The sequence below is a fragment of the Verrucomicrobium sp. BvORR034 genome (assembly GCF_000739635.1).
Classification (GTDB): Bacteria; Verrucomicrobiota; Verrucomicrobiia; order Verrucomicrobiales; family Verrucomicrobiaceae; genus Verrucomicrobium.
The window spans coordinates 1-8,312 of sequence record NZ_BATQ01000053.1 but is presented as its reverse complement, the minus strand read 5'-3'; the positions used below and the strand labels follow the sequence as shown (position 1 = coordinate 8,312).

At 62.2% G+C, this 8,312-nt stretch carries 7 protein-coding genes; 2 read left to right on the top strand and 5 right to left on the bottom strand.

Going from position 1 to position 8,312, the window contains the following annotated elements:
• On the bottom strand, positions 1-713 hold a 713-nt coding region (locus BV034_RS09955), incomplete at its 3' end, for an HlyD family efflux transporter periplasmic adaptor subunit (protein ID WP_265592829.1).
• 151 nt (positions 714-864) lie between these two features.
• On the opposite strand from BV034_RS09955, the gene BV034_RS09950 reads away from it, so the two are divergent.
• Complete coding sequence (locus tag BV034_RS09950) at positions 865-1,278, top strand: hypothetical protein (protein WP_050026570.1); 414 nt, start codon at positions 865-867, stop codon at positions 1,276-1,278.
• A gap of 30 nt (positions 1,279-1,308) precedes the next feature.
• Here the strand turns inward: BV034_RS09950 and waaF are convergent, their stop codons facing one another.
• The 3 genes from waaF to lysS all read right to left on the bottom strand — a co-directional run bounded on the left by waaF (position 1,309) and on the right by lysS (position 6,127).
• On the bottom strand, positions 1,309-3,303 hold the full coding sequence (waaF, locus tag BV034_RS09945) for a lipopolysaccharide heptosyltransferase II (RefSeq protein WP_050026568.1): 1,995 nt from the start codon (positions 3,301-3,303) through the stop codon (positions 1,309-1,311).
• A gap of 58 nt (positions 3,304-3,361) precedes the next feature.
• A complete protein-coding gene (locus BV034_RS09940; RefSeq protein WP_050026566.1) occupies positions 3,362-4,123 on the bottom strand; it encodes a sulfite exporter TauE/SafE family protein in 762 nt (253 codons plus the stop codon).
• Positions 4,124-4,663: 540 nt separating this feature from the next.
• Positions 4,664-6,127, bottom strand: a complete 1,464-nt coding sequence (lysS, locus tag BV034_RS09935) for a lysine--tRNA ligase (protein WP_050026564.1) — start codon at positions 6,125-6,127, stop codon at positions 4,664-4,666.
• On the opposite strand from lysS, the gene BV034_RS35900 reads away from it, so the two are divergent.
• Complete coding sequence (locus tag BV034_RS35900; RefSeq protein ID WP_265592827.1) at positions 6,126-6,890, top strand: metallophosphoesterase; 765 nt, start codon at positions 6,126-6,128, stop codon at positions 6,888-6,890. The two genes, lysS and BV034_RS35900, sit on opposite strands and share 2 nt — an antisense overlap.
• A gap of 136 nt (positions 6,891-7,026) precedes the next feature.
• Here BV034_RS35900 and BV034_RS09925 read toward each other — a convergent pair whose 3' ends face one another.
• Positions 7,027-8,160, bottom strand: coding sequence for a tetratricopeptide repeat protein (locus tag BV034_RS09925; RefSeq protein ID WP_265592826.1), 1,134 nt, complete (start codon positions 8,158-8,160; stop codon positions 7,027-7,029).
• Between the last annotated feature and the right edge of the window lie 152 nt (positions 8,161-8,312).

Sequence of the window (8,312 nt, the reverse complement as noted above, 5' to 3'; positions counted from 1 at the left end):
CCTCGATAGCGCTCGGGGAGTTTCAGGAAACGCATCTCCCGCTCGGGCAGGGGCAGGCGGATCTCCACATAGTCCACGGCAAAGACTTTAGCCAGCTGAGTCCCGGGAGTGACCAGTTGCCCCACATCCACACTCTGCTGCAAGACCTGCCCAGCATAGGGTGCCCGCACCACGGTGCGGTCCAGGTCACGCTCTGCCTTCATCACCTGGGCCTTGGACGACGCCACATCGGCCTCGGCGCGGGCCAGTTGGGGTTGCCTCAGCACCAGCGCGCTGGGATCTCCGGTGCGCCCCAGGGCCTTCCAGTTTTCCAACGCCTGTTCTGCCTTGGCCTTCTCTTCTGCCAGCAGGGCCTCCGTCTGGGCCAGAAGTCCCTTGGCCACCACCACGGCGGTCTCGTAGTCCACTGGATCCAGCTTCAGCAAGACCTCGTCTTTTTCAAAGAAGGCCCCTGCGCGAAACGACGGACTGACTTCCACGATCTTCGCGCTCACCTCTGGCAGCAGTGTGCTCTGGGTGCGGGGCATCACGGTGCCCTGAGATCGGACCTGCACCGGGAAAGTGGACTTCTTCAGAATCCGCCCCTGCACCTTCACCAGGACTGGCTCCGTCTCGCTCACCTTCGGCGCGGGACGGGAGGTGTACAGCCACCATCCTCCCCAGGCACAACCTCCAAGGATCAACAAAGGCAAAACGACACGCAGGAACTTCATCTGGCTAGGCAATACAGTCGCAACAGGTTGAGCCCCCAAGGTCTCACACCGCTTGTTCCCTTGCGAGTGAAAAGAAATGGGAGCGTCCTAGCCAATCTGGTTCTGGATTGACTTCGACGAGCAGTCGGCGTGTGATCGGTCCGAGAACAGAATGAAGACAGGGACGAAACTCATCCTCAGCCTGCTCCTCCTGAGCCGCATGCCAGTGTCCGCCGGAGAGGTCGAGTCATTCGCTGCCGTCAAAGAAGGACTTCGGGTCAAAGTGGTGAAACCCAAGGTGGCCAAGCTGTATGAGTTTCGGGCAGAAGAAATCTTTTACACAAGGTTCCACCGAGAGGACATGCCGACTTACGGCCCTTTCTCCTTTGAGGACCAGACCACCCACCAAGTGGAAGCCCAGTTCGTGGTGGGGGCGATGGGCAAGTTCGTCGTCGTCTTTCTCCCCATGTCGCCCCCGGTGGTCATTGACTCCTACTATACCACCTTTACCCGGCAAGGCCGCTACTCCTCTGTAGAAGGCCTCCAGTTCGCGGCACTCGCAGAAATGATGGCCATACTACGGTAAATCCGACATGTGGCGGCCCTTCGGTCGGGATCAGGCAACCGACACTGCCAGCCCTTTCCCCAGTTCCTCACCCACCAGCCGCGCCACCTTCTCCGCTGTGACGCCGGTCATGCAGTCATAGTGGCCAAAGGGGCATTCCCGCTTGAAGCAGGGGCTGCAAGGCACGTGATGGCGCACAATGCGGTGCCGGTCGCCCAGAGGCCCAGTGAGGACGGGCTCTGTGGAGCCAAAGATGCTGACGGTGGGCACGCCCAAGGCGGCAGCCAGGTGCATGGTGCCAGTGTCATTGGTCACCAGCAGCTGGCAGGCGCGAAGTTCGGCAATGAGCTCGGTCAGGGTGGTGGCCCCCACGCGGTTGCGATGGCTCACGTTGCTCAACATCTGGCTGAGAGTCTCCCCCATGGCCTTCTCCCCCGGAGCGCCAAAGAGCTGCCACTCCACCTGCGGCCACTGCACGGAGAGAGCGGCGGCCACCCCGGCGAAGCGGTCCATGGGCCAGCGCTTGGCCTGACCGTACTCGGCCCCGGCGCAGATGCCCACCCTGATGGTGCCCGCCCCCTCAGCGCCAGTCGGCGGCACCGTGGGTGAGAACAGGCTGGGGTCATCCGTCTTGGCCCCGCAGAACTTGGCGAGACGTAGATACCGGTAGGCGTGATGCTCCGGCGGCCTGTAGGACACAGGTTCCGGACACACCTGGTGCAGCATGCGGGACCGGAGGGAACCGTGATACCCCACCAGCCTGGGGATGCCCGCCCGCTTCAGTTCCAGCGTGGACCGGGTGGAGTTGGTGAAGAGCACGGCAGCATCGTAGGGGCCCGATTCCTGAATCCGTCGGGCCACGCTGCTGATGCCTTCTTTCTTGGCCTTGGTGACCACCGCATCCACCTCCGGCACCGCGCTCCAGAGCTCCTTGAGATTGGCCTGGCAGAAGATCGTCAGCCGCATGTCCGGCCTCCCCTGCTTGAGCGCCCGGATCGCGGGCATGGCCATGCAGGCATCCCCCAGCCAGTTGGGTGAACGGACCAGCAGGTTGAAGGGCTGCAGGCGGCTGCCGTCATACCCCTTGGGTAGGACGATGCCGCGGCGATACTTGGAGAGCAGGAAGTCAGGCTTGGGTGTCTTCCAGCGGTTGTGCACCCAGAACCAGTCAGCAGGGGCACGGCGCACCAGCACCTCCACGGCAATGTTGAGCATGGACGTCAGCCCTTCCGCAGTGGCCTTCTTCTCCCCGCTGTTCACCGGTGGGTAGATGACCAGCTTCCAGCGTGCCAGGCCGTCGTTGTACACCGCCATCGGCAGCAGCGGCGCATCACAACGCAGGGCCATCAGGGCAGCCAGGCTGGAGGTGGAAGCGAGCCGGTCAAAGAACGGGCACCAGATGCCCTTGTCCCCCGCGTGCTGGTCCACGAGCACGCCAATCGCGCTGCTCCCCTCGCGCAGGTGCTTGATGGGTGCGCCGAAGCCGTCACTGCGGCTGAAGAGCGCATATCCCAGCTTCTCCCGGCGGTGGCGCAAATGGGCCTCCAGATACGGATTGCTCAGGGGCTGGTAGACGGTCGCAGGCTTCCGCCCGAAGCAGAACAGGGACGGAATGTTCGTGAGCAGTTCCCAACACCCGAGGTGGCAGATGGCGTAGAGCAACGGCTTGCCAGATGCCACCACCGCCTGAGCATGCTCCGTGCCCTCAATCGTGACCCGCTTCGCGATCTCCGCCTCCGACATCACCTGGAACTTCAGGCTGCACAGGAAGTTTGCCCCCAGGCTCTGGAAGTGCTTCCGCGCCGTCGCCTTCCGCCAGTCGAGGTCCTTTTCCCGGCCAAAGGCAATTTCCAGGTTCCGCAGCGCCAGCTTGCGCGGGCCAGAGAAAACGGTGTGGGAGAGCGTCCCCAAGAACTGCCCGAGCCGGGCGCAGAAGGTCAGCGGCAGCACACTCAACACAGCCTCCAGCCCCCGCACCAACAGGTACGTCAGGTACTGCCCCATACGGGTGATCACTTGGTCGCCAGAAGGCTTTTTGCTCGCCATTGCCTGTCTATCCCGCAAGAGGGGCAGGAGTGCAAAGTTGAAAATCCATTCTTCCTCCTCACTTCCCCACCACAAGGTGGACGCCCAGGGCAATCAGCCCCACGAGGAAACAAATGCGGAACCGCGCCGGAGACAGACGGGACCGAAGATACGTTCCCGCATACATCCCGAGGAGGGCAGGTACAAGCATGAGCGCGGAGCTGCCAAGCACGGCCGACGGGTAGCTCTTGTTCATCACCAGCCCCAGCGCCAGCACCACGGTGGACACCGTGAAGGAGATGCCCATGCCCTGAATCAGCTCGTCCTTCTTCAAACCCAGCGCCTGGAGGTACGGCACCGCCGGAATGACAAAGACACCCGTCGCGGCGGTGACGAATCCCGTGATGGCCCCGATGAGCGGTCCCAGCCAGCGCTCCCACTCCGGACGCACCGTCATGCGAGCGCCCGTGAGCGCCCAACCCGCGTAGCCGATGAGTGCCGCGCCCAAGCCGACCATGGCCCACTTTCCCGCCGGAGCCCCCAGAATCCACGCCCCCAGGAGGCTCCCCACCACAATGCCGATCTGCATGCCCCCCAGCCGTTTCAGCATGGGTCCCAAGGTCCCCCATGGCCAGATCTGCCAGACATTCGTCACAAGCGAAGGCACCACCAGCAGCGCCGCCGCCTCGGCGGGACTCATCACCAGCGCCAGCAAGGCCACCGCCACCGTCGGCAAGCCCAGCCCGATCACCCCCTTCACCACCCCCGCCAGCACAAACACCGCTCCAGTGAGGAACAGCACGTTGAGTGATGAAGCGTTCGAGAGATCCAGCCAGGCCATGGTTCGAGTCAAAAACTGAACTACGTCTCAGCGAGGCTTCTGGGAGAATTTCTCACACGAAGGCACAAAGGCACGAAGGTTTGAGTCGATCGCGCCCCCCTGACACCGCAGTTCCCACCACACTCAAACGCCCACCAAGTAACTCTCTCTCCGCTCCCGCAGCCGGTTGGCACAACCGGACTACGCGGCAAGCGGCAGCTGAAAGCAGTGCAGAGCTTTAGCTCGGTATTGGGAGACGGGGGTAGCTCGACTGACGAGCTGAAGCTCTTGACTACTTTGCTTCGCCTCGCAGTCAGTAAAAGGAGCGAGGGACATCCTTGTCCCGGTTCGCACCAAGCGTCCCATGACGCCGCCCCGCAATGACACGCACAAGCTGAGTTCCCCTCATGGGACGCGCCACAGGACCGGGACAAGGATGTCCCTCCCTCCTTTTACTCTCACCCGCGATGGCAAGTCTATCACCATCGCAGGCTCAAATTTGGGCATCTACCCAACAGCAGCCAACTCCTTGACCACTGATGACTGCCCACTGCCCACTGACTACTTCTTCTTAAGCTGCGGGAACAGCACCACATCGCGGATGCTCTCCGCACCCGTGAGCATCATGACCAGACGGTCAATGCCGATGCCGATGCCGCCTGCGGAAGGCATGCCGTATTCCAGTGCCAGGAGGAACTCCTCGTCCACTTTTTGAGTTTCCTCGCCCGCCTGGTGTTCCAGGCGCTCGCGCTGCACGATGGGATCATTCAGCTCGCTGTAGCCCGGGGAGATTTCCTGACCGTTGATGACCAGTTCGTACACGTCCACCACGCTGCCGTCGGCCTTGTTCTGCTTGGCCAGGGGCACCAGTTCCGCAGGCACATGGGTGACGAAGAGCGGGTCGAAGCTCTTCTCTTCGATGAGCTTTTCAAACACCTGCTGGCTCACTTCGTAGTCCACCATGCCGCCGCTCACCTCGACGCCCAGCTCGGCGCACTTCGCCTTCTTGTCGTCCAGTGACAGCTCGAACCAGCCCTCGCCCGCCACGCCCTTGATCAGCTCCTTGTAGGGAGCACGACGCCAGGGGCGCTGGAGGTTGATGGTGCGGGTCACGTTGCCTTCGTCATCCTTGTGCTCAATGAGCAGCCCGCCGCAGAACTTCTCTGCCAGGTGGCAGACCATACTTTCCACGAGGTCCGCCATCTGCTCGAAGTCGGAGAAGGCCCAGTAGGCCTCCAGCATCGTGAACTCGGGGTTGTGACGACGGCTCAGGCCCTCATTGCGGAAGTTGCGGTTGAGTTCGAAGATCTTCGTGAACCCGCCCACGAGCAGACGCTTGAGGAAGAGCTCCGGCGCGATGCGCAGGTACATCGCCATGTTCAGCGCCTTGAAGAAGGTCTCGAACGGCGTCGCGGCAGCCCCACCGGGAACGTCCTGCATCATCGGCGTCTCCACTTCCAGGAATCCACGATCCTGCAGGAAGCGGCGGATCTCCGCCACCATGAGGCTGCGCTGCACGAAGGTGTCGCGGCTGCGCTCGTTGCTGATGAGGTCCAGGTACCGCTGGCGATACTTGATCTCGCGATCCGTCACGCCGTGCCACTTGTCCGGCAGCGGGCGCAGAGCCTTGCTCATCACCTGCAGCGTCTCGGTGTGCACGGAGGGCTCACCGGTCTTCGTCACGAAGGTCTTGCCGGAAACGCCCAGCCAGTCGCCGATGTCCACGAGCTCGGTCAGGAGTTCAAAGGCCTCATCGCCGATCTCCTTCTTGTTCACATAACACTGAATGCGCCCCGTGATGTCGGAGAGGTCAAAGAACACTGCCTTGCCCATGGTGCGACGGGCCGTCACACGACCGGCCACCTTCACCTCCAGATCCGGCTGGAAATCGCGGCGCAGTGCGCCCGGCTGGTGAGTCGTGTCAAAGCGTCCGCCGAAGGGGTCAATGCCACGCGCGACCATGGTGTTGAGCTTGTCGCGGCGGATTTGCAGCAGTTCGGATTCGGAATGTTCTTGTCCTTGCATGGGAAGTGTCGTCAATTATGCGGCAGTGAGCGGAAACGCACCTCTAGCCGAGACTCTGGTATTTGCTACTGCAAAGGTATGCCCAGACCAGGATGTGTGCCTGGACAGTCGCGGGGCCCTGTGGCATCCGGGCAATCGGTGGCTCGCCGTGGCGGATCTCCACTATGGCTATGAGCTGACGATGCGCCGGGCGGGCGGCCTCTTTCCCCAGTGGGGCATGGGCGACATCCGGAAGCGCCTCCAGGCCCTGATCCGCCACTACCAGCCGGAGAAGCTCATCCTCGCGGGCGACATCATGGACAGCAGCGGCTCGGCCGAGGAGACCCTCACCCTGCTCGCCGCCCTCCAGCCGCAAGTGCCCGCCCTCATCTGCCTGGAGGGCAATCACGAGCGCCCCGCCCTGCTCAAACGCTGGACCTTCCATCGCTGGCACCGGGAAGACGGAGGCTACCTCTTCCACCACGGTCACAACCCGCAGGAGGTGCTGAACTGCCCCGAAGCGACCTCAGGTGCCACAGTGCAGATCACCGGCCACTGGCATCCCGCCGTCACGCTCAACGACGGCGCGGGCACCTCCATGAAACTGCCCGCCCTCATCCAGCAGCGCCCCCGCTCGCGCCGCAGCCTTTCGGTGCACCACCACCACTGGATTCTCCCCGCCTTCTCCCCCTGGGCCCGCGGCGGCCGCCTGCCAGCCCCCGCTGAAAACGTGCGCCAAGAAACCTGGGCCTGCCATCAGCGGCGTGTGTTCGCGGTGGGGTGAGGCACTAAAAATTAGGAATTCTGAATTAGGAATGATGAATGGAGAACCCAATGGCTCAACCCTCTCAGCAGGGAGCAACTCAGGCGCAGTTCATTCCTAATTCCTAATTCATCATTCCTAATTTTTTGATCCAGCTTTAGCTGATCACCACCGGCTTGTCCCCGCTGTCCTGATCCTTCTTCGGTGCGGGCTTTGCCCTGCGACGCGGCACGGCTTCCTCCTGCAGGATACGATCTTCCACCAGCGGCTTGGCACCGGTCTCTGGAGTAGGATCTTTCTCGGTGAAGGGTGACTGCTTCTTGTAGGTCTTCAGACGCTCGCTGAGCTCCTGCTCCAGCTTGGCCTTCTCCTCAGGCTTGATGTCGCCGTCTTTGTCGCCATCCAGCATGACGATGGCCTTCATCTGGGTCTGCACGGCTTCGCCGAATTTGCCACTGCGTGCCAGGGCGGCGGCAAGGGTGTCGATCATCTCGTACTGCTTGCCACTGAGTTTTTCCACGGCATTCCGCGCAAATTCCACAGCGCTGTCTCCATCATGAAAGCTGTCGTCCGGGCACACCGCCAGGAACCACGCCAGGTCGTTGCGGGCCCAGGGATCATCCGAGCGGGCCGCCCGGCGATACCAGGCCTCAGCACGGCGATAGTCCAGCGGCACTCCCGTGCCGGTGTAGTAGAGGTAGGCGAGATGCGTCATGGCCCGGATCAGGCCGTTCTGCGCGGCCTTCAGGTACCACTCTGCGGCTTCGCGGGTGTTCTTGTCGATCCCCAGTCCACGCTCCAGCTTGAAGGCATACATCGCCTGGGAGGGGGCAAAGTCCTGGTCCGCCGCGCGCTTCAGCCACTTGTTGGCCTCGGCCTGGTTCTTCTCCACGCCTTTGCCCAGTTCGTAGCACTGGGAGAGATTCTGCTGCGCCAAGGCCAGACCGTACTTGGCGGCTTTTTCATACCACTCGAAGGCCTTCTTCTCATCCTTCGGGAAGCCCACGCCCTCTTCATTCATGGTGCCCAGGGCATTCATCGCCTCCAGCTTCTCCTTCTCCGCCGCCCGGGTCAGCCATTCGGCCGCTTTTTTCTCATCCTTTGGCATGCCTTCTCCTCCGAGATAGCGGATGCCCAGCTCAAACTGCGCGTCGGCATTGCCTCGCTCCGCCAGCTGCTGCAGCGCGGCCGGATCAAAGTCGTCCCCCACACCTCCATTTTGTGCATGCAAAGGCAGAACACCCACCAGCAGAGCGGCCGCGCCCAGAAGCGCGAAGCGAAGGATTTTCATGGGATTAAACATATCGGGTAAGAATACGAACGACAACCTCAGACATCTTCCCAGCAGCAACCGTTCCGATCATGTTGCGCTACTTTTCCCGTCTCAATCGCTCCCGGAAGGTGCTTTGGAGCTACCTCCTGTGGTGGATCCACACCGTGGCC